Genomic DNA, 24,680 nt, shown 5'->3' with positions numbered 1-24,680 from the left:
GTGTAACTCACATTACAAAACGAAGGAAATCGGAACCAATACCCAGGCGGCGACGCTCTGTTCACCGCGCCTGGCGGGGACGAAACGCCAGCCGGCGACTGCGCCGCTGGCGGCGGAGTCGAGCCGCACGAACCCGGAAGACTGCTTGATCTCGACGCGCTCGGCCCGCCCCGCGGGCGATACCAGCACGCGCAGCAGCACGACCCCCTTCTCGCCGAAGCGGCGCGATGCCTGCGGATAGGGTGGCGCCGGGTTGTCGAGATAGTCTGCGTCGAACACGGGCGGGGTCGGCTGGGCGGGCGGCGTGTCTGGCACACTCGCGGCAGGTTCCCTGGGCGCACTGGCAACAGCCGGTGCCGCTGGCGCCGGTATGGCGCTCGCGCCTGCCGGCATCTCCTGCGCGGCGAGCAGCGATGACTCGGCCGGACGTTCGACGGTGCGTTGTTGCACCGCCGGTTTCGCCGTGGCGGGCTTCGCCTCGGGCCTGGGCGCGACGGGGACAGGCAGCGGCGGTTGTACTTGTGGCGGCGCTGGCGGCCTGGGCGAAATCAGCGTTGCCTGGATCACCGATTCGCGCGCGGACTGCGGTGCGGCCGGTGTTTGCCAGATCATGCCCGCCACGGCGGCATGGGCCATGGCGACGGCGAGCCACTGCACGGCTTGGCGCGGTCGCAGCCGCTGTTCCTCTCGCGCCGGCCGTGGCACGGCGCTGCCCAGGAAGCATTCTTCCGCCGGCAGCGGCATCATGGCGTAGTCAGGCAGAGCGTGACGCGCTCGACCGTCTTGCCGAAGAAGTGATAGCCGGAGCCGCCTTCCGCCAGCAGATCGAGCAGGTCGTCGGCCGCAACGACGCGCGTGCCACCGACGACAGTGACGCCTCTGGCCGCGTAGGGATGCGCGATCAGTGTTGCCGTCGGCCCGATGACAGCCGCCTGGGCGCCCGGCGACAACAGCCGCAACAGGCCATCCAGGCTACCGTTGATCAAGGTCGTGCCGGTAGTGATGAAAACATCGGCATGAGGGATGACCTCGGGCGCCCGTTCGCCGGGAATATAGTAGGGCAGCTCTTCGGGCTTCAAGGTCGCCGGATCGAGCTCCAGCACGTTGAATGGCTGGCCGCGCCGGCGAAGCTCGCGCATATAGGGTGGAAAGGCGCCGACCAAGGCCACCCGCTGCCCCGGCTGGAGCGAAAGAGCGCTGAAGGCGTCGCCCTCGCGGACATCGATGCCCGCCGGCGGGCCGTCCCGCATCCATAGCGTCTCCGCCAAGGCATTGAGCGTGGCGATCGCCAGCGCCCGGCGCAAATCCTGCGGCCGGTAAAGATCGTCGAGCACCTGCGTTGCCAGGCGCCCGGCAATCTTGCCGGGCGTCGGCATGGCTTTGGCCGAGCTGGGGCAGCACACGGCCTCCGGCACGCTCTTGACCGGCGTGGCGCACAGGCCCCCGGCGCCGTTGTCGAGCTTGACGCCGGTAAAGAAGATGCCGAGCACGGCGCGGGCAATACGCAGCGACTGGGCATCGCTGCCGAGCCGCGCCAGCACCGCCGCGTGCAGCTCCGCCAGCAAGGTGGTTGGGATATGCCTGTCAGGCCAGGGGGCAATTGGCATGGCGACCCTGTCACGCGCTGGCCGGGCGGCGCGCGAAATGCAGCTTGGTAGTGCCGAATGCGCCGGCCAGGTCGGCTTGTTCGGCCTGCGCCAGGCCCGCTTCTTCCAGGCGCGGGCAGAAACGTTCGACGCCGCAGAGTGGATGGCTATCGGTGATCACGGCCTTGTCCAGATCGCGCAAACCACCCGGTGCCGCCTTGCAGGCCTCCTGGCAGAACCAGTGGGCGCTGCACAGCTCGCCGCCGGGCGCGAGCCGGCCCGCGACGGCGGCCAATGCGGCGGCTACCGATTTGCGCACCGCGTAGAGGCTATGGAACAGCACGATCTGGTCATATTGCCCGTCGACAGGCGATTCGAGCGGCGTGCCGGCCTGAACCCGGCAACGATCGGCCAAGCCGCAAGTCGCCACAGCGGCCTCGGTGCTGGCGATGGCTTCCGGCTGCACGACGATGGTGACGTCGAGATCAGGAAAGCGCTGGCAAAGCATGACCGCGAACAGGCCGTCGCTGCCGTCGAAGCACAGCAAGGTGCGCATCGGCGCGTCGCTGCTGCGTTCCAGCTGGCGCTGGCCATAGCGCACAACCAGCCGCTGGGCTTCCGCGAACAAGGGGTGCAGCAGGAGCGAGGGCGCGGCCGGCGCCGGTGCGGCCTGCCATGTTTCGGACAGGAACCGCCCCATATCGTGCCAGCCGCTGGCAGGCCTAAGCAGCGCTTCAAGCACGCCGGCCTGGCACCATGGGCTGCTTTGGCACAATACGGCACTCATACCGGCGGCCAGCGAGTAGCCGCCTTCGCTCGAATCCAGCAGGCCCAGCTCCTCCATCGTCTGCAGCAAGGCGCCGAGGTGCGCGCCGCGCAGGCCCAGGGCACTGGCGATATCCGCCTTGCTTGCCGGGCCGTGCTGTTCCAGCCAGTCGAACAAGCCGGCCTGAAACCCGGCCCGCAATACCTGGAACGCCTTGAACCCGTCAACGATGTCATGCAGCCAGGCAACCGACGTCGGCATGCTGGCGTCGACGAGTGCGATGTTTTCTTTCGAGCAACCCATACACAACCTCTCTCTCGACATTAAGAAGAAACACTACTGAAGGGCGGGAGCACCGCGCGGTCCTCCCGCCAGTATTTCGTTGATCTGGGCGGCGGACAGGGTGACGCCGAATATCTCGCGATAGAAGCGTCGGGTTTCCGTTTCCAGATTCAGGTCGGCAAACAGCGCTGGATGGAAATGCTTTGCCGCCCACAGGACAGTCAGCGGCTGTTCGGCGGTACGGTTGCCCCAGGTATGGGCCGCACAGGGCGCGACCAGGATCCGGCCGGCGCGCACGGCCCGCATGCCGGCGAAGCGCGGTTCGCGGCGTATCGCCTCGGCATCTTCATGGCCGGAGACGATGAGGATGTCCGGATCCCAGGCCAGCATCTGTTCCAGCGTGAAGCTGCGCGACTCGATGGTGCGGCCGTCGTCGGTCACGCTGCTTCCGCCGGCGGCGCGTATCCACCATTCGGCGACGAGATGCGGCTGGGTGAGCGTTGCCGGGCTGAAATAGAGCACGCGCGGCCGCGCTGGATTGGCTCGCTGCAAGGTCCGGCTGACGCGTGCCAGGGTCGCGTCGAAGTAGCTCGCGTAGCGTTGTGCCGCCTGCGGCTGGTCAAACAGCGAGCCCAGCAACTGCACGGCGGCTTTCACGTCCTGCGGCTGGCGCCAGGCGATGTAGATGGCCGGAATGCCCATCCGGCGCAGGCTTTCCGCACCGGCGCGGTCCATGGTCAGGACGGCGTCCGGCGCCGCCTGCAGCAGCGCCTCCACGTTCGCCGTGCGGTCGCTGTTCTGCATCGAGGGCAGGCTGGCGGTTTGCGGCGCAAATACAGCCTGATACGACCAGCGCGGTTTTCTGGCGAAGTCCGGCAGCCCGTTGATCAGCGTGTTGTTCATGCCCACGGCGAACACCAGGCTGTTGAGCACCGGCACCGCGCCGATGGTGGCCACCCGCCGCACCGTCACGGGGACCTCGACGCGGTCGCCCGCCATGTCCTGCAAGGTTCGCATCGGCGCCGCCTGTGCCTGGGCACAGAGCAGGACGATGATCAGTACAACGAGTTGCTTCAGCAAGATGAGATCCCTGTCGTGTCAGAGCCGTGGAACACAAGCCACCGTCACGCCGTGCCGGGCGACGATGTCTATCGGGGTGCCGTAGAGGCGGGTCAGCGTATCCGGCTGCAGCACCTCGCGCGCCGTGCCAGCCGCCACGATCCGCCCAGCGCGGAGCGCGGCGACATGCGCATCGAGCAGCAAGGCGTGCTCGGGCTGATGCGAGCTCACCAGCACCGCCATGCCCTCCGAGGCCAGATGCCGGATGGTGCGCAGCACGCGCACCTGATTGCCGAGATCGAGGCTGGCGGTCGGCTCATCCATCACCAGCAGGCGCGGGGCCTGTGCCAGGGCGCGGGCGATCAGGGCCAGCTGGCGCTCGCCGCCGCTGACACGGTTGAATGGCCGCGCGGCCAGATGGGCAATGCCGACACGCTCCAGGGCGTGCAGCGCCAGCGACATATCGTGCCGCCCCGGCAATGCCAGCGCCGGCAGGTGCGGGGTGCGCCCCATGAGCACCGTATCGAGCAGAGACAGGCCGCTGTCGCCGCTGGCTTGCGGCACATAGGCCAGCCTGCGCGCGAGCAGGCGCGGCGCCATGTCCGATTCGCCGTCGATGCGGATGTCGCCGCGCTCCGCCGCGAGCCCGCCGATAATGCAGCGCAGCAAGGTGGTCTTGCCTGAGCCGTTGGGCCCGAGCAAACACAGCACCTGGCCCGCTTCAACGGCCAGGTCGATGCCGTCGAGCAGCACGGCCTGGCCTGGCCCATGGCGGAATGTCAGCCCGTTTACTTTCAGGACCATTGGCGCCTCGCCCGAAGGAGCACGGCCACGAACACGGGGGCGCCAAGCACCGCGGTGGCGATGCCGAGCGGTAGCTCCAAGCGGAATGCGGTACGGCAGAGATCATCCACCAGCAGCAGGTAGCCGGCGCCGGTCAGGATCGATGCCGGCAACAATACGGTGTAGGCAGGGCCAACCACGAGCCGCGCCAGATGCGGAACCAGCAGCCCCACCCAGCCAACGACGCCGGAGATGCTGACTGCCGCCGCCGTGGTCAGCGTTGCCGCGGCGATCATCAGCAGCCGCACCGGCTGGACCCTGATCCCCAGCGTGCGGGCCTCTTCGTCGCCGGCTTCGAGCACCTGCGTCGGCCAACGCAGCAGCAGCATGATGGCTATCCCGGCCAGCGAGAACGGTGCGGCCCACGCCAGATCGGCCATGGACACCCGCCCCAGGCCACCGAGCAGCCAGAACACGATCGCCGGCAAGGTATCGAGCGGATCGGCGACGTATTTCAGCGAGGAGGTCAGCGCCTGGAACAGCGCAGAAATGATCAGGCCGGACAGGATCAGCACCAGGGCCGAGCCGCGCCCCAGCCGGCTCGCGATGAGCAGTGCAGCGGCCACGGCGGCGATGCCGCCAGCAAAGGCAGAGCCTTGCACGAGCAGGGCGCTGCCATGCAGCAGCATCGCCAGCGACGCACCGAAGCCCGCCCCGGCAGACACGCCGAGGAGGGCAGGCGAGGCCAGCGGATTGCGAAACAGGGTCTGGTAGGCCGCACCCGCCGCCGCCAGGCTCGCGCCGACCAGCAGCGCAGCCAGCACCCGCGGCAGGCGCACCGCCAGCAGCACGTTGCCTGCTGCCGGCGGCTGCGTCGACGGGGTGCCCGTCAAGGCCGACCAGAGAACCTCGAGCACGGCGCCTGGCGCGAGCGGATAGTGGCCGAGCCCCATCGACACCACGGCGATGGCAAGCACCGCCACCAGCAAGGGCAGCATGCGGCGGAGGCGGAGCCGCTGCCTCAGCAAGCCTGCATCCGGCGGGACAAGTGTCGCCATCGCGCGTTCTCGAAGCATGACGGCCGCCTCAGTACTGCGCGCTGATTGTTGCGGCAACCGTTCTCGGTGCGCCGGCATAGTACGCCGTTGCGCCATTCAGGTTGAAGTCGTTGGTCGAGATCTCCGAGATGTATTTCCTGTCGAACAGGTTCGCTACCGTCAGGTCGAGCCGGACCGCCTTGCTGAAGCCGTAACCGGCGTTCAGGTCGAACACGGAATAGCTGCCCACCTTCTGGGTCTGCGTCGAGTCGCCATAGCGATACCCCACGTAGCGCATGAGCGGCGACACGCTGAGGTCCTGCCAGCGATAGGTGAAGCCGCCCTTGAGCATGAGCTTCGGGGCGTTCGGAATCTGCTTGCCCTTGGTTCCCATCGTCGCGCCGCCAGCCAGTGTCGGCGTGTCCTGATCGTAGGTTTCGGAAGCCAGTGTTCCCGATCCGAAAATCGACCAGGTGCTGCCGAGATCGAGCCCGCCTTCCAGCTCGACGCCGTAGCCGGTGGTCTTCGCGGTCGAGCGGTAATAGGATAGGCCGCCCAGCGCCGGGTCCACCACCATCACCTGGCGATTCTGGTTTTTCGCCAGGAACAGCGTCGGCACGACGGTCAGCCCGCCATTCCTGTAGGGCACGCTGATGTCGAACTGATCCGACAGCTCGGGCTTGACCCCATCAACCAGCGATTGCAGCGTCACACCCTTGGCAACAAACGCAGCTTCATTGCTGATGTAGTTGCTGGCTTGCGGCCCCCAGTCCGGGCGACCGAACTTGCGGCTATAGGACGCGCTGGCGCTCCATGCCGAGCTGATTTCCTGGCGCACCCCAATATTGGGCAGCAGCGCCCGATGATGTTTTGCCGCGACGGCGGCATTGGCATCCAGCGTCGGGTTGTACCCCCAGATCTGGTCATACGAGACGTCGGGCAGCCCGGCGGTCTTGTAGTAACGCATCTGCGGCGCGCCGAGATCCATATAGCGCAGCCCACCGCTGACGATCGTCTGGCCGATGTTCTGGGTCGCCTGGACGTAAGGGCTGCTGAATTTGAAGCGATCGATCTTGGCCAGCGTTGCCCAGCCTGCGTAGGTCAGGCCACCATTGGCATTGACCGTGTATTTCATCTGGTCTGTCGGCGGCGGGGGCGGCTGCATCGCCTGGAACCAGTAGCCCGCGATGAGCTCCGTGCCCACGCCATAGCGCCCCTGGTATTCGAGCACGCTGCCGACGTTGTCGTTCTGCTGATGCCAGATCTGCACGGTCGATCCGCTGGCGGAATACGAGATCCCGTTGTCTTTCCAGTAGTAGGGCTTCAGCAGGAGATGTTGCGAGTCCGACAATTTGACGTCGATATTGGCCAGTGCCGCGTAGTTTTCATACTGGGCACGGTTGAAATCGTAATAGTTGACGTCGGCGGCGGCGTTGCCCGTCAGCGAGGTGTTGTAGTCATACTTGTAGTTGTCGCTCAGCGACTGCAGCTGGGCATAGCTCAAGGAACGATAGGTGTTCCCCTTGAACTTGTTGTAGACCATGTCGAGGTCCACCTGGACGCGCTCGCCCAGCTGCTGGCTGATGCCCAGCATGGCGTTGTTGCGCATCGTGTCACCGCCGCCTTTCCATTTGTCGCTGGCGCTGTTGGAGGCTGACAGGAAGGCGCGGGTGCCGCTGCTGGCGAGCGTGCCCGAGTCCAGGCGTACAAAGGTGCGGCGGAAGTCGTACGAGCCGACGGCCTGCTTGCCCAAGACGCCGAAACGGTTGCGCGGGGCGAGCAATTGCTGATTGACCACACCGGTTGCGTTGGACACGCCCAAGCCCTGGTTTGCCGCGATGCCGCCACGATAGACCTCGAGCTGCTCGACGTTTTCCAGGTCAAACAGATCGGCGCCGCCGACGATCCCGGACAGTGGCAGGCCTTCGACGTTGCGGGTGACGTGAAAATCGCCCTTGCCACGGATGTTGATGTTCCGCGTCAAGCTCAGACCATACGGATCGGGGCTTTCGACGATGGTCGAGGGCAGCTGATTCATCGGCGCATAGAGGCTGGTCTGGGCCGGGCCGCCAAACAGAGTCAGGCCGGCCTTGCCGATGCTGCTCTTGGGTGTCGGCTGCGGGTCGGAGGTGAACACTTTGCCGTCGGACGGCGCGCCATTGACGGTGACTTCCGGCAACACGGCGTCGGCAGCCCAGCCGAGCCCCGGCGTCATGGCATAGATGGCGGCGATGGCTACCGCGAGAGCTGTTGGTTGATGTGAACTGCGCATCAGATTCCCTTGTTTGTCAGTTGTTTACGGGTGTGAATGTCGGCGTCAAGCCAAGCTCGCCCAAGTAACGAGTGATCTGGCGCATGTTGTCGTGGACAACGATGCGCTCTCCCACCGAGATGGAGCGTGCTTCGCTACCCTGCTTGCTGCGGGGGTCCTTCATCGAGGCGCTGGCGCCGAGCACCTGGTTGCCGCCGCCGGCAAGCCACCACAGCGCGATGTCATCCGGGCTGTTGCCGGCGGCGAGGCCCAGATCGATGGACGGGAACATCAGCCGGGCAATCGCCGTCAGCCTGGCGATCGGCCACGGCGAGCAGCGCACGCCCCCGGCGGAAGCACCGGGAAACGGCATGTAGCGCGACAGGCGCAGGTGGCGCAGCATCGAGAAACGGCGCAGGAACAACAGGTGGTCGATCCGGTCTTCGTCGGTATCTTCCAGCCCGACCAGCATCATCGAGCGGATGGGCATGCCTTCTTCCTCGCAGATTTCCATCAGGCGGATGCGGCCGCTCAGGCTGTCGCCGGGCTTGAAGCGCGCAAATACGGCCGGATTCAGCATCTCCAGCGAGCTGGTGATGGCGGCCACGCCCAGCGCTTTCAGGGTGCGCACGCCGTCGCGCGTCAGGGATGGCCCGACGTTGACCTCGATCTCCACTTCCAGCTCGGCCTGTATGGCCGCGACGATCTCGATCAGCCGTTCGTCGAATCCCGATGCGGGGTCGTCGCCGGCCACCACCCGCGTACCGCCGGACAGGTGAAGGTGGCGGATGCCCATGTCGACGATGGCTTTGGCCGCCGCGACGATGTCGCTCGTTGCCGCCGCCCGATGGGTGAAGAACGTGCAGTAGGTGCACAGCGGCTCGACTTTACACGGCGTGATGGCAGAGATGCCGGCAGACCACCAGGGGAGCTGGCCGAGATGGCTATCGCGCAACTGGCTTGCCGTCCGGAAGAGCTCACTGGCGAACGCCGGATCAGCCGATCGGCGATAGAGTTCCAGCACATCCTGTTTATCGAAATGCGCTGGCAGGTGGATTTGATCTCGCTGCACCGGTGTTGCGGCGAGGGTGTCGACGACTGGTTGCATGAATCACTCCTCGGTGTGTTGTTTCGTATATAGCGGCATTCAAAAAAATGCTCGGATAGATGGAGAAGTGCCTAGCCTGGCGTCGTGTCCCAGGAAATGAAGGCCCAGCGCATCGCCGGGGCGGGTGGCACCCTGGACGCGCTGCCGGCGTGCCAGTCGCGCAGCCTGTCGAGCTCATCGGCCGACAACTCGCCAAGTGACCACGACACCTGCCTGGCCACGCTCGCGAAATCGCCGGCGCTGGCCGGCAGCTTGTCGCTTTCGATGTAATCGAGCCGGGGGTGGACCCCCATGCGGTAAAGGATGTTCACGATGTAGATGTAGTCCGGCAGGGGCGGCTGCTTGCGACCGAGCATTGCCGGTATGGCCGGGTCGATGAAGCTGCCGCCGACCAGGTTGGTCAGATAGACGCGGCGCAAGGCCTTGCCGTTCAATTTGCGCAGCGCAGATTCCATGTCCTCGACCACGGTAGAGCGCGAGGCGACCACGATGTCACAGGGCGGCACGTCGTCCCAATCGTCGGCCCAGGCTTTGTGCAGGGTCTCGACGTTGCCCAGCGCGAGGCTCGCAGCGTGATCCCGCAATACGCCCAGCATGGCGTCGCTGTAATCGAGCGCATAGACCCGCTGCAGCCTGCTGGCGAGCGGCAGGCAGATCGTGCCTGCGCCACAGCCGACATCCAGCAGAGTACTTGCCCCCGACAGATCCATGCGCGCGATGAACGCGTCGGCATAGGGGCTCTGCAGGTCTTTGAGGCCGATGCCGCTGGCGCGCGAATTCCAGGCGCTCGCCGGCTTGGGCGCATGCGAGGCCGCGGCAAAGTGATCGCGATAGAGGCGGCCAAAATCGATTGCGGCAATGGTCATATCCGTTCATTCCCCTGCATCTGTTGCGGATCGGCTACGTCTGAAGCCGTGTCCATCCATGTCGTGTGCAGCCCGACGCTGGCAAGCTAGGCACGCAGCAATCCGGCCCGGGGTGCGAGCTCGATCGACGCCGAGCCAGTGAATAACCGCCACGCGTCGACAAAGCGCTCTTCGACCACGGTAACGAGCGGTATGCCCGCGCTCATCAGTGCCAGCATTTCCGTGCTCAAGCCTTGCCCTGACGCTTCGAGCGAGCCAAAGCGGTTGACGACGATCACGTCGGCCTTGTCATGCAAGGCGTCGCGCAGCACGACGCTGGCATCGGCAATTCCGCCCGGATCGACGCAGCACGCGGCCGAGCCGACGCCGAGGTCTTGCGAAATCGGGAAGGCCCTGCCATTGCTGACGTCGGTGAGCAGCATGCGCTTGCCCATGCCACCGCTTGGCGCTATATCCGTCTGCAACAACCCGCGTACGCGATAACCGTGCCGGCGCAGCGCCATGGCAGATTCCGCAAGCAGCTGATCTGCATTTCGCCGCGCTGCGCGGTGGACAATCGCGGCGATCTTCATTTCCGGACGCTCAATCATCTCGATCCTCGCTCGTCATGACCAAGTCGTGACGCGGAATATACTATCTAATATAGCGTCGCACCAGACAGTTCTGGATATACGTTGATCCCGATCAATTACCCATACAGCAAGTACGGGCATCGCTCACGGCGTTGCGTAAATCCACCTTGCGCCGTTGGCGCCCGCTCACCCGGTAAATACGCGCTTCGTCTGCGCGAGCATTTCCCGCCAGGTCGTGGTCCTGATCGTATCCAGCAATTCGCCGATCTTGAACGGATGATGGTGCTCATAGGCCACCCCGACCTGCGGCATGTCGGCCAGGCCGACTTCGCGTGCGTGCTCGACAAAGCCTGGGTTGCGCCAGAAGAAGGCGCCCGGCATGGTGGTAGGGATCACCGCTGCGAAAAACAGCGCCCGCCCGATCACCGACTGCGACAGCGCCAGCGCGAACAGCGGCGGCAGCAGGAACCATCGCATCTCGGGCATGAGCGCCAGCCCCACGGCCATACACAGCGCCGCGCCGAGCAAGCCATTGCGCAACAGGTAGGAATAGCCGTACTTGGTGGTCTGAATGTAGAACGACGCGGCGCCTTCGCTCTTGGCATCGCGCAGATCGCGCGCGTGCGCCAGCAGGGCGCTGCCTTCCAGCGCCAAGCCCAGGGCCGATACGGCGGCCATGATCTGCAACAGTGCGTCGCTCATCAGCCCAAACGGCCAGGCGATTGCCAGCGGCAGCAGCGCGCCCAGCGACAGCGCCGAGCCGACGAAGCTGGCGTCGGTGTGCCAGTGGTTCCAGTAGGGGCGGGCCTTGATGCGGTAGAGCCGGATCATGTAAAAGCCGCCGTAGCCGATGCCCGCCAGCCCCACGGCGACGCAGCACCACTGCAGGATGTTCACCGCTGGGTGATTGAACCACTCGATCGGGATGACGCGCCCCAGCCAGCCCGCGATGGTGGCGCCGGCCGTCTTGACCAGCGCCCATACCAGGTAGCCGCTGAGCCCCACGGTGAACACGGTCACGCCGAATATCTCCTTGGATACCGGCGAATAGCGCAGGCCGTAGTAGCCACGGTAGAAGCGGTGAGGCTTGCCCAGGTGCAGGTTGAGTTTGAGCATGCCGTACATCAGCAGCGCAAACATGACGGACAGCAGCGGCAGCCACGCCATGCTGCCGTGCAGCGCCCGCAGTGGCGCCAGCAGCGGGCCCAGCGCCGCTAGCAGCACGAAGGCGCCGGCGGCAAGTTGTGCCGTCAAGGTGAAGGCCACGTGCGAGATTTCGTGCGAGGTCAGCAGCTTGATCAGGTTCCAGTCGCGCTCGAAGCCGTGCTTGGGGTCGAGCATCGGCTGGTAATGGTTGGTTTCTTCGTTGCGGTGATAGCGGATCGGCATGCTGTCGACGCGGTGCATGTCGCGCGGCAGATTGCGCACCTGCTGGAAACGCACATTGGGGTGCGTGATGTTGGGGTCGGGAAAGCCGGGGATCGCTATCTTGGACTGGATGCGGCCATCCGGGACGTTTTCGACCACGCCGAAGTCGAGCGCCTTGCCGACGCAGGCTGATACGCAGGCAGGTTTGAGCCCCACCTCAAGCCGATCCACGCACATATTGCACTTGCTCACCACGCCCCTGAGCGGGTCGAGCTGCGGCGCGTTGTAGGGGCAGACCCAAGTGCAGTAGCCGCAACCGAAGCAGATGTTGGGGTCCTGCAACACGGCACCGTATTCGGCGAATTTGGTGTAGGCCCGTGTCGGGCAGCCCTTGAGGCAGGCCGGATCGTCGCAATGGTTGCAGGCCAGCGAGATGTTGAGCCGCGTCATGTTCGGAAAGCTGCCGCCCTCGACGAAGCCGACCGAGCGGAAGGCATGGTGCGCCGGATTGTCGTTCTTTTCGGAGCAGGCCGCCTCGCAGGCATGGCAGGCGATGCAGTTGTCGGCGTTGAAGTAAAAACCGTGCTGCTTGTAGCGGTTGGGGTTATCGCTGACCCAGTTATCGCCATTGATGTTGAGGCTTTTGCCCCGGCGAGGGTCGTCATCGGGTACCGTCTCGATCGACTTGCCCCAGGTGTTGTGTGATTTGCTCGGCCTGTCCTTGAGACAGGCATAGTCGGGTTCGTTTTCTCGGCGTTGAAACATGATATTGAATGTGCTCTTGATCGTAGGCGCGCTGTTGCGCGGGTTATCCCAATTCCGGATCAACCGTGAACTCGCCGGTCGCCTTACTGCCGCGAAAATATGCGGTTTTTGCAGGTCGGACTGAAGTCTGACCTACGACCTAATTTCGCGGCAGCGCCAGGCCGCCCAGCTGGTTGCCGGCGGCCGTGCCTGCTTGTCACGATTGATGCGGGCCTGGAATCAGGCTCAAAACGTCCGCATTTCCTTGCTCAAGATCGCCGCTTCGTACTGGTTGGCGATGGTCTCGATGCGGACGGCGGACTGCTTGTAGGCCGGCTGCCGCGAGTGAGGATCGAGGTTGGCGATGGTGAGCCGGTTGGCACAGTCGTGGAAATGGAAGGGCAGGAACACCATGTTCTTGCGCACCCGGCTGGTCAGCTTGGCCATCACCACAGCATCGGAGCGGCGCGACACCAGTCGCACGTATTCGCCCTCGCGCACACCGAGCTCGCCGGCGGCATCGGGGTTCATCTCGATGAATGGGATCGGGCTGAACTTGTTGTTGTTGCCGATCTTTCCGGTCTTGGTGCGGCCGTGCCAGTGCTCGATCAGGCGGCCGGTATTGAGCCAGAACGGATACTCGTCGTCGGGCACCTCGTAATTGACCACGAAGGGCAGGGCGATCAGCTTGGCCTTGCCATCGGGATAGCGGAAGGTGCCGTCCACGGTGTAGAGCCGCTTGCCACCCTTGGGTGGCGGCTCGCCACGGGCCACCTGCTCGGCGGTGTAGGGCCACTGGATGCCGCGGCTCTTTTCGAGCAGCGCATGATCCATGCCGGAGATATCGGACAAGCGCCCGCGCGAGATCTCGCGCATCTCCAGAAAGATATCCGCCGCCTTTTCCGGAAACTTCACCCGGCCTTCGGTATTGAAGCGCTCGGCGGCACGGTTGAATATCCACAGATCGGGCTTGGCTTCGCCCGGGCACGGCACGACTGGGTTGACGAGGTTGATGCGCCGTTCGGTATTGGTCATCACGCCGTTTTTCTCCGCCCACGTGCCGGCAGGCAGATACAGGGTGGCGTACTGGGCGCTCTCGGTATCGGTGTAGCAGTCCTGCACGCAGCAGAATTCAAGCTGTTCCATCGCCTTGCGCACGCGCGAGGTATTGGGGAGCGAGGTCATCGGGTTGGTGGCCACCAGCCACATACCCTTGATCGCGCCGGCCTCCATCACCTGGTAGATGTCGGTCTGCTTCGGGCCGACCTTCTTGGGCAGGAACTCGGGGTCGATATTCCAGAAATTGGCGATCTCCAGCCTATCCTTCTCGTACTCAAGCAGCCGGTAGTTAGGCAGCCCGGATGCCGACGACCATTCGCGTGTGCCCATGGCATTGCACTGGCCGGTGATCGACAGCGGCGCGCCGCCCGGGCGGCCCACGTTGCCGGTGATCAGGCACAGGTTGTTGATGCCGACGACACCATCCGAGCCGTGCGTGGACTGGTTGATGCCCATGGTCCAGATGCACATCGCCGGGTTGGCCTTGGCAAACAGCCGGGCAACGACGCGGATGGTTTCTTCATTGATGCCGCAAACCTTCGATGCCGTGGTCGGGTCCCACTTGGCCACCTCGGCCTTGAGCTCTTCGAGGCCGTTGGTGTTGGCCTCGATGTAGCGCTTGTCTTCGAGCCCCTCTTTGAAGATGACGTGCATCATCGCGTTCTGCAGCACGACATCCGTACCCGGCGTGAGCGGCAGGTAAATATCGGCATTCTGGCCCAGCATAGTCAGGCGCGGATCGACCACGATCAGCGGAAAGTGGCGTTTCTCCTGCGCATCCTTCATCCGGTAATAGATGATGGGGTGCTGCTCGGGCAGGTTTGAGCCCCAGGCGATCAGGCAATTGGTATGCGAAAAGTCGTCGTAACAGCCGGGCGGGCCGTCCGAGCCGAACGAGCGCTTGTAGCCCGACACAGCGGATGCCATGCACAGCGTGGTATTGCCGTCATAGGTGTTGGTGCCGATCAGGCCGCGCGTGAGCTTGCCCAGCGTGTAGAACTCCTCGGTCAGCATCTGGCCGGTGGAGATGACGGCCACCGAGTCGCGCCCATACTTGGCCTGGATGCCGCGAATGCCGTCGTGCAGCAGCGTGAATGCCTCGTCCCAAGTCGTACGCTCCCACGGGTCGGACCAGTGCTTGCGCTTCATCGGGTACATGCCGCGCCCGGCGGTGTCGAACAGCCGGTGCTCGACCAGCCCCTTCACGCAGAGCTTGCCGCGGTTCACGTCGGCATCGGCCACGCCGCGCGACGCGACGGCCTTGCCTTCGGCGTTCAGGCCGACTTCGATCGAGCAGCCGGTGGAACAATAGCCGCAGGTAGCATACTTCCACTCGACGGCACCGTGCTCAGGGAGCTTGATCGGATTCTTTTTTGTCCTGCCAAATAACATATGATCTCCTGGGGTGTGTCGTCAGGTCTTTCATATGTCTCCTCACCCCGTCGTTGCGGGGTTTTTGTATTTGCTGCTCTACGGCAGCGCAATATTTACTTGTATATAACGGTTGACAAAAAAATGGCATGCTCTCTCACGAGGCTGCCCGATTGTTTCTCGCAGTCCAAAACCGGAAAATAGCGCCGCCGTTTCGGCTTTCCCTGCACGTCTATAGTGCCTGCGTCGCCAATCAACACAGGTCACGCATTCTGCAAGGCGTGCACCCCATTTCGTTGTGAATTCATGTGCCTGGCTGGCGCAGCGCAGGTTCCGGCAAATGCCTCGGCCAGACCATCCAGGCTACGGGCAAAGCTGGTGATCCCCCCGGATCTCAGGAACAGGCAGTCGAGCCCGCGCTGCTTGCAGGCACTTTTTATCCGCCAGTAAGCGGAATGCGATACGTGGCTGGCAAAGCAAATGACAGCATCGGCGCTGCTGACGAACGTATCCAGTCGATGTGCATTTTCTTCCTGGCCGCCGTCGTGGTGGATAAAGTACCCGCCACTCGTTTCAACCAGCCTGCGATAGTGGTCGACAGCACCGGGACGCCCTCCGATGCAGAGTATGCGACGGCCGGAGAGATCGATATCAAGCGCCGCATCTGGGTGCGCCGGCGTATCGCGTGGCGTGTCGATTTCCGCTATCGGCGCGGCTTTGGCTACCGCATTGGCAAGCCGTTGCGCTTCACGCGAACGCGCAAGCTCGCTTTCCAGTTCCACGATCTGGCGCAATTGTGTGGCATGACGTTGCTCCATCAACGTCAGACGCATACTGAGCGCCTCGTTGCGTCGTTCAAGCGACCTGTTCGATGCATCGGTCTGGCTCACCGTCAGCAGCGCGGTCTCGTTGAACTTGATCTGGGTCGCCAGCCTGTCAACTTCAGCCCTGCTGGCATTGAGCAATTCCGCGCAACGTTTCTGCTCGAGTTGAGAGCTAACGAGACGCTCCCGCAGGCAGGAGACTTCGTCGTGCAAATGCGTGTTCTTTTGCTCTACGGCGAGTAAGCGCCGCCGTTCCGAACGCTCCTGCGCACCCAGCTGATGCGACAGCATGTGGACATCGCCGTAGATGGCGCCGCCTTCCTCGTCGCCAATGCAGGGGTGCGTCCAGGCGGCCCACAGGCTTCCGGCAATATTCCCGTCGTCAACCGCCTGTCGCCACAGCGCAAGGATCTCGTTGCCACACTTGGCCTTGGCGAACCGTCGAATGGAGAGGGTGTAGCGTTGGTCGAGGCTGCGCTGGAGCAGCTCGGCAACTTCAGACCTGCTACCGCACAGGTCAACCACCACGGAATGCAACAGATAGTCGGACATGTCCTGGGTATCCAGGCCTGCGCGCCTTGCCAGTTGGCGCAAATCGTCAACTGACAGGCAGGTGCCGACCAGTGGGCAATGGCAGGTAGGCGGCAACTCCCAGATCTTGTGACGGATGCGCGGCATCACCCGCACCGAAGACTGGGAAAGCTGTACGGGCGGCCTGTAAGTTTCCTCAAGTAAGCGAGCGATCTGTTTCATGAATGTACTCAAATTTCCGTTTTAAATATCGTTATATCTTTTTTTATATAACGATAAACGAAGCAATATTATCCCAAGCAGGGCCTCGGTCATCACACCGATGCAATGAGCGCTGCCATTTCTGGCATCACCCCCTTCCCGAGCGCTATTCTGCTACATGCCACTTGTCCATAAGACCGGTGCCAATGGTCGGAATTACTGCAGCCACAGCCACCCCGCTAGGTGGTGGCCGACATGACCGAAATATAAGCCAATATATATCGCTTATTGTTTGATAAAAATCAAGTCTTGTAGACGATGAGAGAATATTGGAAGCAGGGGAGGGGCTGGCTACTTGATTTTTGCCGCCACACCAAAAAAAGGGGAGGAGGAGGTGTCAGAAATTCTGTGTGCTGAGGTCGGTTAAGCAAATCTCAGCCTAGGGCGTTGGTGAAACGCTCGCCGAACAGAATGGCGAACTGATTGGCCGCCTGTTTCCAGGTGAGGAGGCCGACCAAGCCCGATTCGCCGAGAATCGATTCGGCATCCTTGCCGTCGACCTGCGCCAGGAGCGGGTCGATCAGCTCGTCAGGAATGAGCCTGGGGAGTTGGGTTTCTTGGTCTTCTTAGCGGGCATGGTGGGCATGAGGGGCTCCTTTCAGAATCATCTCATGACCTCTTGCACATAGAAAATCTGACAGGCTCACCATCATCGCTCATTTCTTGCAGCCGCTGACTCAAGCGCTCGACAAAACAACGATGCTCATGCTCGATGAGCTTGAATTGCGCCACCAGCCGCTCACCGCGTTGCGTCAAACGCGTGCCGCCGCCACCTTTTCCGCCGGCCAAACGCTCCACCAATGCAGCCCCCGCCAGGTTGTTCATGGTATCGACCGCGTCCCATGCGGCCTTGTAGCTCATTCTCATGGCCTTCGCCGCCTGCGCAATCGAGCCATATTCGCCAATCTTGACCAGCAACTCGATACGACCCTTGCCGCCGAAGTTTTTCCCACCCACCAGCATCCACACAGCACCTCTCAGCTCAAACTTACCGCCCGCCAACCCCATCGGTGTATCGCCCATTTGTGAATCGCCTGGTCTTCAATGGCTAAAGTATATCTTGCAAGCACCAATCCCATCGCCAGGTATTGCGCCTGCAGCTAGCGATTACTTACCCTCCGCAACAAGTATCTGGCATTGTCGAGTCAGAACATCGCCCAAGTGGACGCCTGCATTTTCAAGAGAGATGTTGCGTGTGCGAGGAACCTGGAGAACCAAGCCGCAGGTACAGCCCGTGCCACGCCTCCAGCGTGCATTGTCGCCGAAGGCGCGGGAAAATATAAAATCGAAGCGCGGCGAATTCTTGATTGGCGATTTGACATAATATACATTATGCGAACTATTGAAATCATTCCCAACCGCCACATTTCACGGCGGGACCGCCAAGTGGCGGCCTCACCAATCACACACTAATTCCTGCGTTATTTGCTCTTGAGACTGTCCCGAATTTCTCGCAGCAGCACAATGTCTTCTGGTGTTGGCGCCGGCGCTTCGGGTGCGGCTTCTTCTTCACGCCTCAGGCGATTGATGGCCTTCACTACCAGGAAGATGGCAAAAGCGACGATGATGAAACTGACCAGCGCATTGGCGAACAGGCCAACATTCAGTGTGACGGCGCCGGCCTCCTGAGCTGTTTTGAGTGTTTCGTAGGGGCCGGCGAGCTTGCTGCCGTCCTTGAGCGTCAGGAACATGTTGGAAAAGTCGACCTTGCCCAGGATGAGGCCGATGGGCGGCATGATGATGTCTTTGACCAAGGAGTCGACAATCTTGCCGAATGCAGCGCCGATCACGACACCGACGGCTAGGTCGACGACGTTCCCACGCATGGCAAACTCTTTGAATTCCTTAAACATAGCGGTATCCCCTTGTGGTTGGTTTGATATTGTTGGTGAGCTCTGATGCGCTTTCCGCGTCAGTATATCCGCCGCAGGCGTGGCGTACAGGCTATTTTTTGGCGAGGAAACAGGTGATTTCCTCGCGATCGTGATACAGCTGCTTTGCCCGCAAGATATAGGACAGGCCAGCGCGATCCAGGATGTCATCAATGATGGCAAAGCACCGATGAACCTCGTCATAGCGCTTTTTCATCGGTAGTTTCAGATTGAAGATCGCTTGGCGAGCCGCACCGTCAGCAAGCCAGCCGGCGATGAGCTGGGCGATGCGGGACGGCTTTTCCACCATGTCGCAGACGACCCAGTCTACGGCCTTGCGTGGTCGATACCTGAGCCCATCCTCGCGCAGGTGCTGGACCAGCGGATCGTCGACCAGGCTGCCTTTGAGTGGGCCGTTGTCGACGGCGATCACCTTCAGCCCACGGTTGACCAGCTGCCAGGTCCAGCCGCCCGGCGCGGCGCCCAGATCGACCGCGCGCTGCCCTGCCCGCATGCGCTCGCGCAACTCGTTGTCGCTCATCAGGGTGTGCAGGGCTTCGACGAGTTTGAGCGTGGATCGGCTCGGGGCTTCGTGCGGCATCTTGAGGCGAGGGATCCCCATCGGCCATTCGCTGCGGTTGTGCAGGTAGCTCAAGGCCGGCAGGCAGTGCTGCTTGTCGAGCCAGAACAGGTGCAACCTGGGTGCCGCCTTGCTCGGTTCGGCCAGACGTTTTGCCGCCTGCAGCGACTCGATCAGTTTCGGCTGAAAGCGTTTGAAGAAGCCCGACAGCGCCTTGCCGTCGTTGGTATCCGGGCCTTCGAACACGACATCCGAGAATTTGTCGGGAATCTCGGCGATGGCGGCCAGGAGTGGCGACAAGCGGTCCTGTTCCGGCAGTGTCAAGCAATCGTAGGCTTGCAGCAGTTGGCGTGCGAAGATCAGTTGATCGAAACGAAGCTCCTGCATGCGGCGAGGGTTTACCCCCTGGCCTTGCCAGGAGACGAACCCCTGCCCTTCTTCTGCGCTTGCCTCGCCGTCGAGCCCGATCATGGAAGCCTGCTCAACCAGTTCGGACGCGGCTTCGCGCTCGAAACCGGGACGGCAGTAGACAAGAAATGAACGCGGATTTGCAGGCATGAGCGGATTTCGCTTAAATTCCGCGATTATACGGTTTGCAGGGCTGGCCATGCTGATTTACGAGCTGACGCTCACTATAGAAGACGAATGGTTCGACGCGGTGTCGGCTCATGCGCAACTGACGGTACTCGATATGCTCGATACCGACTGCTTTGCCGGCATCACACTCGAAAGTGCTGCGGGGCGCCTGCGCATCCGGGCGAAGGCTGCCGATCAGGCGATGCTCGATCGCTATCTCGATGTGTTCGCACCAGACCTGCGCGCCGATTTTCTCGAGCATTTCCCGCTCGGGATTCACATCGAGCGAGCCGTCTGGCAGTTGCTGGGCGAACACGACAATCACGATCAAGAAAAATAGACATGAGCTATCTCGCCATCAAACACATCCACATGCTCTGCGCGGGCATCAGCATCAGCCTGTTCATCACCCGCGGCATCTGGATGCTGACTGACTCACCGATGCTGACGCGCCGCTGGGTAAAGATTGCGCCGCACATCAACGATACGCTGTTGCTGACGGCGGCGATTACGCTGGCAGTCTGGTCTCACCAGTACCCCTTCGTCATGCCCTGGCTGACAGCGAAGGTGCTGGCACTGCTCGCCTACATCGGCCTGGGGATGGTCGCGCTGAAACGTGGGCGCAGCAAGCCCGTCAGGGCCGGTGCGTTTGCACTGGCGCTATTGACCTTCGCCTATATCGTGGCAGTCGCACTGACGCGCAGCCCGACACCCGGCTGGTAAGCGGCGCCCGGCTGGACCCCCTCCCCCCAAGCCGTTACAATTCAATCCTTTTGAATCATTTTTGGGGCCTGCTCGCTGGGCGCAGTTTGCCACAGCCGAGAGCAAGCTCCAGGCCCTCATCGGGCTTTGAATATTCACGGATTTCATGCAGGTAATTCGCTCGCCTTTTGTGACGGATGGCACGCCGTGTGCGCTGACCATTGGCAACTTCGATGGCGTCCATCTCGGACACCAGGCCATGTTGCGGAAACTCGTTGATGAAGCGGCCCGGCGTGGCATCCATTCAGCGGTCATGACCTTCGAGCCGCATCCGCGCGAGCTGTTCACGCCCGACGCGGCCCCGGCCCGGCTGACCAGCCTGCGCGAGAAGCTCGAACTGCTAGCCGGCTTCGGCATTGATCGCGTGTTCGTCTGCCGCTTCACTCGTGAATTTGCCTCCCTATCCGCACAAGACTTCGTTGACGATGTACTGGTGCGGCGCATCGGCACGCGTTATGTCCTGGTCGGTGACGACTTCTGTTTCGGCGCCAAGCGCGCCGGCAACTTCGACACATTGACCGCCGCAGGCCAGGTGCATGGCTTCGCTACCGATGCCATGCACAGCGTTACCTTCGGCGATTTGCGCGTATCCAGCACGGCCGTACGCGAGGCGCTGGCGAACGGCGATTGCGAGCTGGCCGGCCACCTGCTTGGGCGGCCCTATTCGATCAGCGGCCGTGTCATGCATGGCGACAAGCTGGGCCGTACGCTCGGCTTTCCGACGGCGAACATCCAGGTCAAGCACAACCAGCCGCCGCTGAAGGGCATCTTCGTGGTCGAGGTCCATGGCCTCGACGATCGCATCTACCAGGGCGCGGCGAGCCTGGGCCTGCGCCCTACCGTCACCGCCAACGGGAGGACCACGCTCGAAGTCAATCTGTTCGACTTCGAGCGCAGTATTTATGGCGAGCATTTGCGCGTGGATTTCCTGAAAAAGCTCCGCGACGAGGAAAAATACAACGGCCTCGATGAGCTCACGCATGCCATCGCGCGCGACGTGGCCAATACACGCGCCTATTTTGCCTCGCGGCAGCAAGGGTGACCCGGCTGCCGCGACACGCCGCCCCATGCAGCGGCAAACAACAGAATTCAATGTGGATTTGAACCATGGCTGATTACAAGAACACGCTCAACCTTCCCGATACCGGCTTCCCGATGCGCGGCGACCTCGCCAAACGCGAGCCCGGCATGATCCAGCAATGGCAGCAACGCCAGCTCTACAAGCAGATCCGCGATGCCGCCAAGGGGCGCCCGAAGTTCATCCTGCACGACGGCCCGCCCTATGCCAACGGCGATATCCACATCGGCCACGCGGTCAACAAGGTGTTGAAGGACATCATCGTCAAATCCAAGACCCTGGCCGGTTTCGACGCCCCCTACGTGCCGGGCTGGGATTGCCACGGCCTGCCGATCGAACACCAGATCGAGAAGGTGCACGGCAAGCATCTCGACCCGAATGACTTCCGCAAGCTGTGCCGCGAGTATGCAGAGGGCCAGATCGAGCGCCAGAAGGCCGATTTCATCCGCCTCGGCATCCTGGGCGACTGGGACAACCCCTATAAAACCATGAACACCAGAACCGAGGCCGACATCGTGCGCACCCTCGGCCACATCCACAACAATGGCTACCTGTTCAAGGGCGCCAAGCCGGTGTACTGGTGCCTTGACTGCGGTTCATCGCTGGCCGAAGCCGAAGTTGAATACCAGGACAAGAATTCGCCGGCAATCGACGTCGCCTTCCGCGTCGTCGACAATGCCGCCCTGCGTCAGGCATTCGGTGCGTCCGTCAATGGCGAAGCCGCCTATGCTGTGATCTGGACCACCACCCCGTGGACCTTGCCCGCCAACGAGGCGGTGTCGGTGCACCCTGAAATTATCTACGACCTGATCGAAACCGAAAAAGGCCTGCTGATCCTGGCCCGCGATCTGGCCGAGTTTGCGCTCCAGCGCTACGGCTTTGAATCGGTCGAAGTCGTGGGCCAGTGCAAGGGCGCCGCGCTCGAGCACCTGAAGCTCAAGCACCCGTTCTACGACAAGGAAGTGCCGATCATCTGCGGCCTGCACGTGACGCTGGAGGCCGGTACCGGACTGGTCCACACCGCCCCCGCACATGGCCTGGAGGATTACCTGGTCGGCCAGCACTACAACCTGCCGGTCAACAACCCGGTTGGCCCGGATGGCAAGTACGTGACGAGCCTGCCGCAATTCGGTGGCCAGCTGATCTGGGACGCCAACAAGACCGTTGTCGAAGCGCTCGAACAACATGGCGCCCTGCTCGTCATGAAGCGCCTCAACCACAGCTACCCGCACTGCTGGCGCCACAAAACCCCAGTCATCTTCCGCGCCACCAGCCAGTGGTTCATCGGCATGGACAAGCAGGTGGCCGACGGCAAAACGTTGCGCACCCGCGCCCAGAAAGCCGTTGAGGACACACAGTTCTTCCCGGCCTGGGGCCGCGCCCGCCTCGAAGCGATGATCAACAACCGCCCGGACTGGTGCGTATCGCGCCAGCGCTACTGGGGCGTGCCGATGACCCTGTTCGAGCACAAGGAAACCGGCGAGCTGCACCCCCGCTCGCAAGAGCTGCTGGAAGCCGTGGCCAAGCGCATCGAGACTGGCGGCATCGAGGCCTGGTTCGCGCTCGACCCGAAAGAGCTGCTCGGCGACGAGGCTGATCAGTACCGCAAGCTCAATGACACCATGGATGTCTGGTTCGATTCCGGCTCGACCCACTACGCGGTGGTCAAGCAGCGCGAGGATATGGCCCGCCTCGACCCGAGCGATGATTTCCCGGCTGATCTCTATCTCGAAGGCTCGGACCAGCACCGCGGCTGGTTCCAGTCCTCGCTGCTGACCGGCTGCGCCACCTTTGGTCACGCACCCTACAAGCAACTGCTGACGCATGGCTTCGTGGTCGATGGCCAGGGCATGAAGATGTCCAAGTCCAAGGGCAATGTGGTGGCACCACAGAAGGTCAACGACACGCTCGGCGCCGACATCCTGCGTCTGTGGGTTGCGTCGACGGACTACTCGGGCGATCTGGCCATCTCCGACGAGATCCTCAAGCGTGTGACCGAGGCCTACCGCCGCATCCGCAACACCTTGCGCTTCCTGCTCGCCAATCTGAGCGACTTCGACGCCAAGACACAGTTGCTGCCTTTCGACCAGCTGCTCGAAATCGACCAGTACGCAATCGTGCAGGCCAAGTCGCTGCAGGAGCGTCTGGCTGAATTCGCCGGGCGCGATTCGGCCAGCCATTACCAGCGCTACGCCTTCCACCATGCGGTGCAGGAGCTGACGGCCTACTGCTCGGAAGAGCTCGGCGCGTTCTACCTCGACATCCTGAAGGACCGCCTCTATACCTCGGGCGTCGATTCCAAGGCTCGACGCGCGGCACAGACCACGCTGCATCACATCACCCACAGCCTGGTCCGACTGCTCTCACCGATCCTGAGCTTCACCGCGGAAGAAGCCTGGAGCTGGCTCACCGGCAAACACGATGACTCCATCTTCCTGCATACGTGGTATGAGTTCCCGGTGGTGGACGTGACCATCGGCGAGCGCCTGCAAGCACGCTGGGGTCAACTGCGCGAACTGCGCTCGCAGGTGCAGAAGCAGATCGAGGAAGTCCGTGTGGCGGGCGCCATCGGCTCGTCGCTACAGGCCGAAGTCACGGTGACCGCAGGCGGCGAGCTTTACGATCTGCTGACATCGCTTGGTGACGATCTGCGCTTCGTACTGATCACCTCCGCAGCGCGCGTCGACAAAGGCGAGGCCCTCGAGATCACCGTCAACGCGAGCGCGCAGCAAAAGTGCGAGCGCTGCTGGCACTATCGTGCCGATGTTGGGCAGGATGCCGCCCACCCGGCGATCTGCGGTCGTTGTGTGAGCAATCTGCATGGCAAGGGAGAGGCTCGTGTTCATGCGTAAGTGGCTGTCCCTGGCGCTGGTCGTGATCGTTCTCGACCAGCTGACCAAGCTCTGGGTCGATAGCGCCCTGCATTACGGTCAGGTGATCCCCGTGCTGCCGTCGTTCAATCTGGTCCTTGCCTACAACAAGGGCGCCGCCTTCAGCTTTCTCGCACAAGAGAGCGGCTGGCAGCGCCATTTGTTCAGCCTGATCGCCGTTGTTGCCTCAGGCGCGATCGTCTGGGTATTGCGCCGGCACCATGAGAACAGGCTGCTGAGCCTGGCGCTCAGCCTGATTCTCGGCGGAGCGCTCGGCAATCTGATCGACCGGGTGGCCTACGGCCACGTGGTCGACTTCATCCAGGTCTACTACAGCAGCTATTTCTGGCCAGCCTTCAATGTGGCGGATAGCGCGATTACCGTCGGCGCAGTGCTGCTGGTCCTCGATAGCCTGAAACGGCAGCCACAGTAAGCCTTTCGTGTGGGCTCGCCGGAAGGCGGGCTCACGCGTTAC

Annotated in this window: 21 protein-coding genes and 1 pseudogene; 5 read left to right on the top strand and 17 right to left on the bottom strand. The window is 62.7% G+C overall.

What is annotated here, in order from left to right; genetic code table 11:
* Window positions 1–12: 12 nt before the first annotated feature.
* From ABWL39_RS11290 to rlmM, 16 genes and pseudogenes are all read right to left on the bottom strand, one after another.
* A complete protein-coding gene (locus ABWL39_RS11290) occupies window positions 13–747 on the bottom strand; it encodes an energy transducer TonB (RefSeq protein ID WP_367790657.1) in 735 nt (244 codons plus the stop codon).
* Window positions 744–1,607, bottom strand: a complete 864-nt coding sequence (locus tag ABWL39_RS11285; RefSeq protein WP_367790654.1) for a DUF364 domain-containing protein — start codon at window positions 1,605–1,607, stop codon at window positions 744–746. Before ABWL39_RS11285 ends, ABWL39_RS11290 begins: the two co-directional genes overlap by 4 nt.
* 10 nt (window positions 1,608–1,617) lie before the next feature.
* The gene (locus ABWL39_RS11280; protein WP_367790651.1) at window positions 1,618–2,655 is read right to left on the bottom strand and encodes a methyltransferase dimerization domain-containing protein; all 1,038 of its coding nucleotides are present in this window, start codon (window positions 2,653–2,655) and stop codon (window positions 1,618–1,620) included.
* A gap of 33 nt (window positions 2,656–2,688) precedes the next feature.
* Window positions 2,689–3,714 carry an ABC transporter substrate-binding protein gene (locus ABWL39_RS11275; RefSeq protein WP_367790648.1) on the bottom strand — a complete coding sequence of 342 codons (1,026 nt, stop codon included), beginning with the start codon at window positions 3,712–3,714 and terminating at the stop codon, window positions 2,689–2,691.
* Between the two features lie 18 nt (window positions 3,715–3,732).
* Complete coding sequence (locus ABWL39_RS11270; protein ID WP_367790645.1) at window positions 3,733–4,497, bottom strand: ABC transporter ATP-binding protein; 765 nt, start codon at window positions 4,495–4,497, stop codon at window positions 3,733–3,735.
* On the bottom strand, window positions 4,488–5,534 hold the full coding sequence (locus ABWL39_RS11265) for a FecCD family ABC transporter permease (protein ID WP_367790642.1): 1,047 nt from the start codon (window positions 5,532–5,534) through the stop codon (window positions 4,488–4,490). Before ABWL39_RS11265 ends, ABWL39_RS11270 begins: the two co-directional genes overlap by 10 nt.
* 28 nt (window positions 5,535–5,562) lie before the next feature.
* Window positions 5,563–7,785, bottom strand: coding sequence for a TonB-dependent receptor (locus ABWL39_RS11260; RefSeq protein ID WP_367790639.1), 2,223 nt, complete (start codon window positions 7,783–7,785; stop codon window positions 5,563–5,565).
* Between the two features lie 16 nt (window positions 7,786–7,801).
* Window positions 7,802–8,872: a radical SAM protein gene (locus ABWL39_RS11255; protein WP_367790636.1), complete on the bottom strand. Its 1,071-nt coding sequence runs from the start codon at window positions 8,870–8,872 to the stop codon at window positions 7,802–7,804.
* A 71-nt stretch (window positions 8,873–8,943) separates the two neighbouring features.
* Window positions 8,944–9,738, bottom strand: coding sequence for a class I SAM-dependent methyltransferase (locus ABWL39_RS11250; RefSeq protein WP_367790633.1), 795 nt, complete (start codon window positions 9,736–9,738; stop codon window positions 8,944–8,946).
* Window positions 9,739–9,824: 86 nt separating this feature from the next.
* Entirely contained in the window at window positions 9,825–10,328 is a 504-nt protein-coding gene (locus ABWL39_RS11245) for a DUF2478 domain-containing protein (protein WP_367790630.1), read from the bottom strand.
* A gap of 168 nt (window positions 10,329–10,496) precedes the next feature.
* Complete coding sequence (locus tag ABWL39_RS11240) at window positions 10,497–12,443, bottom strand: DmsC/YnfH family molybdoenzyme membrane anchor subunit (RefSeq protein WP_367790627.1); 1,947 nt, start codon at window positions 12,441–12,443, stop codon at window positions 10,497–10,499.
* A 225-nt stretch (window positions 12,444–12,668) separates the two neighbouring features.
* On the bottom strand, window positions 12,669–14,873 hold the full coding sequence (locus ABWL39_RS11235; RefSeq protein WP_367790624.1) for a molybdopterin oxidoreductase family protein: 2,205 nt from the start codon (window positions 14,871–14,873) through the stop codon (window positions 12,669–12,671).
* A 242-nt stretch (window positions 14,874–15,115) separates the two neighbouring features.
* Window positions 15,116–16,429, bottom strand: a complete 1,314-nt coding sequence (locus ABWL39_RS11230; RefSeq protein WP_367790621.1) for a DUF2325 domain-containing protein — start codon at window positions 16,427–16,429, stop codon at window positions 15,116–15,118.
* Window positions 16,430–17,116: 687 nt separating this feature from the next.
* Window positions 17,117–17,476: pseudogene (locus ABWL39_RS11225) on the bottom strand (winged helix-turn-helix domain-containing protein); the annotation flags it as partial.
* Window positions 17,477–17,889: 413 nt separating this feature from the next.
* Complete coding sequence (gene mscL / locus ABWL39_RS11220; RefSeq protein WP_367790618.1) at window positions 17,890–18,321, bottom strand: large conductance mechanosensitive channel protein MscL; 432 nt, start codon at window positions 18,319–18,321, stop codon at window positions 17,890–17,892.
* A gap of 91 nt (window positions 18,322–18,412) precedes the next feature.
* The gene (gene rlmM, locus ABWL39_RS11215) at window positions 18,413–19,528 is read right to left on the bottom strand and encodes a 23S rRNA (cytidine(2498)-2'-O)-methyltransferase RlmM (protein WP_367790615.1); all 1,116 of its coding nucleotides are present in this window, start codon (window positions 19,526–19,528) and stop codon (window positions 18,413–18,415) included.
* On the opposite strand from rlmM, the gene ABWL39_RS11210 reads away from it, so the two are divergent.
* Both ABWL39_RS11210 and ABWL39_RS11205 read left to right on the top strand, forming a co-directional pair.
* The gene (locus tag ABWL39_RS11210) at window positions 19,527–19,835 is read left to right on the top strand and encodes a hypothetical protein (RefSeq protein WP_367790612.1); all 309 of its coding nucleotides are present in this window, start codon (window positions 19,527–19,529) and stop codon (window positions 19,833–19,835) included. The two genes, rlmM and ABWL39_RS11210, sit on opposite strands and share 2 nt — an antisense overlap.
* A 2-nt stretch (window positions 19,836–19,837) precedes the next feature.
* Window positions 19,838–20,218 carry a SirB2 family protein gene (locus ABWL39_RS11205; RefSeq protein WP_367790608.1) on the top strand — a complete coding sequence of 127 codons (381 nt, stop codon included), beginning with the start codon at window positions 19,838–19,840 and terminating at the stop codon, window positions 20,216–20,218.
* Window positions 20,219–20,273: 55 nt separating this feature from the next.
* Here ABWL39_RS11205 and ABWL39_RS11200 read toward each other — a convergent pair whose 3' ends face one another.
* Window positions 20,274–20,501: a hypothetical protein gene (locus ABWL39_RS11200; RefSeq protein ID WP_367791058.1), complete on the bottom strand. Its 228-nt coding sequence runs from the start codon at window positions 20,499–20,501 to the stop codon at window positions 20,274–20,276.
* Between ABWL39_RS11200 and ABWL39_RS11195 the strand changes: the two genes are divergently transcribed.
* The 3 genes from ABWL39_RS11195 (at window position 20,412) to lspA (ending at window position 24,638) form a co-directional block, all read left to right on the top strand.
* Entirely contained in the window at window positions 20,412–21,299 is an 888-nt protein-coding gene (locus ABWL39_RS11195; RefSeq protein ID WP_367791046.1) for a bifunctional riboflavin kinase/FAD synthetase, read from the top strand. The genes ABWL39_RS11200 and ABWL39_RS11195 overlap by 90 nt on opposite strands.
* A gap of 65 nt (window positions 21,300–21,364) precedes the next feature.
* A complete protein-coding gene (gene ileS / locus ABWL39_RS11190) occupies window positions 21,365–24,187 on the top strand; it encodes an isoleucine--tRNA ligase (protein WP_367790605.1) in 2,823 nt (940 codons plus the stop codon).
* Window positions 24,180–24,638 (top strand): signal peptidase II, encoded by a 459-nt coding sequence (lspA, locus tag ABWL39_RS11185; protein ID WP_367790601.1) that lies wholly within the window; start codon window positions 24,180–24,182, stop codon window positions 24,636–24,638. Before ileS ends, lspA begins: the two co-directional genes overlap by 8 nt.
* Window positions 24,639–24,680 lie beyond the last annotated feature (42 nt).

This window comes from Chitinivorax sp. PXF-14 (assembly GCF_040812015.1).
Taxonomy (GTDB): domain Bacteria; phylum Pseudomonadota; class Gammaproteobacteria; order Burkholderiales; family SCOH01; genus JBFNXJ01.
Note: the sequence above shows the minus strand (reverse complement) of the source record. Positions and strands in the feature narration are given on the sequence as shown.

Bases quoted from the DNA above. Each gene is read 5' to 3' on its own strand.
- ABWL39_RS11290 (WP_367790657.1), bottom strand. From the start codon at position 747: ATGATGCCGCTGCCGGCGGAAGAATGCTTCCTGGGCAGCGCCGTGCCA.
- ABWL39_RS11285 (WP_367790654.1), bottom strand. From the start codon at position 1,607: ATGCCAATTGCCCCCTGGCCTGACAGGCATATCCCAACCACCTTGCTG.
- ABWL39_RS11280 (WP_367790651.1), bottom strand. From the start codon at position 2,655: ATGGGTTGCTCGAAAGAAAACATCGCACTCGTCGACGCCAGCATGCCG.
- ABWL39_RS11270 (WP_367790645.1), bottom strand. From the start codon at position 4,497: ATGGTCCTGAAAGTAAACGGGCTGACATTCCGCCATGGGCCAGGCCAG.
- ABWL39_RS11265 (WP_367790642.1), bottom strand. From the start codon at position 5,534: ATGGCGACACTTGTCCCGCCGGATGCAGGCTTGCTGAGGCAGCGGCTC.
- ABWL39_RS11260 (WP_367790639.1), bottom strand. From the start codon at position 7,785: ATGCGCAGTTCACATCAACCAACAGCTCTCGCGGTAGCCATCGCCGCC.
- ABWL39_RS11255 (WP_367790636.1), bottom strand. From the start codon at position 8,872: ATGCAACCAGTCGTCGACACCCTCGCCGCAACACCGGTGCAGCGAGAT.
- ABWL39_RS11250 (WP_367790633.1), bottom strand. From the start codon at position 9,738: ATGACCATTGCCGCAATCGATTTTGGCCGCCTCTATCGCGATCACTTT.
- ABWL39_RS11245 (WP_367790630.1), bottom strand. From the start codon at position 10,328: ATGATTGAGCGTCCGGAAATGAAGATCGCCGCGATTGTCCACCGCGCA.
- ABWL39_RS11240 (WP_367790627.1), bottom strand. From the start codon at position 12,443: ATGTTTCAACGCCGAGAAAACGAACCCGACTATGCCTGTCTCAAGGAC.
- ABWL39_RS11235 (WP_367790624.1), bottom strand. From the start codon at position 14,873: ATGTTATTTGGCAGGACAAAAAAGAATCCGATCAAGCTCCCTGAGCAC.
- ABWL39_RS11230 (WP_367790621.1), bottom strand. From the start codon at position 16,429: ATGAAACAGATCGCTCGCTTACTTGAGGAAACTTACAGGCCGCCCGTA.
- mscL (WP_367790618.1), bottom strand. From the start codon at position 18,321: ATGTTTAAGGAATTCAAAGAGTTTGCCATGCGTGGGAACGTCGTCGAC.
- ABWL39_RS11210 (WP_367790612.1), top strand. From the start codon at position 19,527: ATGCTGATTTACGAGCTGACGCTCACTATAGAAGACGAATGGTTCGAC.
- rlmM (WP_367790615.1), bottom strand. From the start codon at position 19,528: ATGGCCAGCCCTGCAAACCGTATAATCGCGGAATTTAAGCGAAATCCG.
- ABWL39_RS11205 (WP_367790608.1), top strand. From the start codon at position 19,838: ATGAGCTATCTCGCCATCAAACACATCCACATGCTCTGCGCGGGCATC.
- ABWL39_RS11200 (WP_367791058.1), bottom strand. From the start codon at position 20,501: ATGGATGCCACGCCGGGCCGCTTCATCAACGAGTTTCCGCAACATGGC.
- ileS (WP_367790605.1), top strand. From the start codon at position 21,365: ATGGCTGATTACAAGAACACGCTCAACCTTCCCGATACCGGCTTCCCG.
- lspA (WP_367790601.1), top strand. From the start codon at position 24,180: ATGCGTAAGTGGCTGTCCCTGGCGCTGGTCGTGATCGTTCTCGACCAG.